Source organism: Mesorhizobium sp. P3_A9, assembly GCF_056402975.1.
Genome location: NZ_JBFUGJ010000759.1, coordinates 1 through 846, shown reverse-complemented (window position 1 = coordinate 846; position 846 = coordinate 1). Strand labels below are relative to the sequence as shown.

Genomic DNA, 846 nt, shown 5'->3' with positions numbered 1-846 from the left:
ATGACGCGCTGAAGGGCAATATGGGCGGCGTGCTGCACGCGCTTGCCCTGCAGACCAGCGTTCCCGACTGAGGCCGTTCCAACCGACACCCGCTTGGCCCAATACGGCCCATCTCTTGCGCCATTTCGGCCATGGCACGGCTAATGTCTTGTTTCGGGCAACCTATGGGTTTATTTGAWGGACATGYTTCSAGCCTGACTCCCACAGGCGTGAAAGGATGTTCCATGAGCGGTATCAACRACTACATCGACAATGAAGTGAAGGGCAACGACGTCGTSCTTTTCATGAAGGGCACGCCCGGTTTYCCGCARTGYGGYTTTTCCGGCCAGGTSGTSCAGATCCTCGACTAYATCGGCGCCGACTACAAAGGCGTGAATGTCCTGGACTCGGCAGAGCTGCGCCAGGGCATCAAGGAGTATTCCAACTGGCCGACGATCCCCCAGCTCTACGTCAAGGGCGAGTTCGTCGGCGGCTGCGACATTATCCGCGAGATGTTCCAGGCCGGCGAGTTGCAGACGTTCCTCGTCGACAAGGGCGTGAGCGTCAAAGCCACCGCCTGATTTCGGTTTCGGGCTGGTCTAGCGACTGCACTGAACACCGGGGCAGCCCCACCTCGGCAACTTTTATGTCCCTGATTTGGGGATCAAGACGAGCCAATGCGCCGGCCCGCCGGCGCATTTTTGCTTGAGAGATCGGACTTGCCGTGGACCAGCAATCATCAGCGCCGCAATTGGCAATCAAMCTGCCYATTCCGCGCTGGGARTTYATYGCKCTCTGCGCGGCGYTGATGGCGCTGAATTCGCTGGCCATCGACATCATGTTGCCGGCGCTGCAGCAGATCGGCGC

1 protein-coding gene and 2 pseudogenes are annotated in these 846 nt (G+C 59.3%); all 3 read left to right on the top strand.

Features of this window, described 5'->3' with window-relative positions; all coding sequences use genetic code 11:
* Positions 1 to 71 (top strand): annotated as a pseudogene (locus tag AC1DX0_RS36585) (BolA family transcriptional regulator); the annotation flags it as partial.
* A gap of 153 nt (positions 72 to 224) precedes the next feature.
* Positions 225 to 560, top strand: coding sequence for a Grx4 family monothiol glutaredoxin (gene grxD, locus AC1DX0_RS36580; protein ID WP_477359468.1), 336 nt, complete (start codon positions 225 to 227; stop codon positions 558 to 560).
* 143 nt (positions 561 to 703) lie between these two features.
* Positions 704 to 846 (top strand): annotated as a pseudogene (locus tag AC1DX0_RS36575) (MFS transporter); the annotation flags it as partial.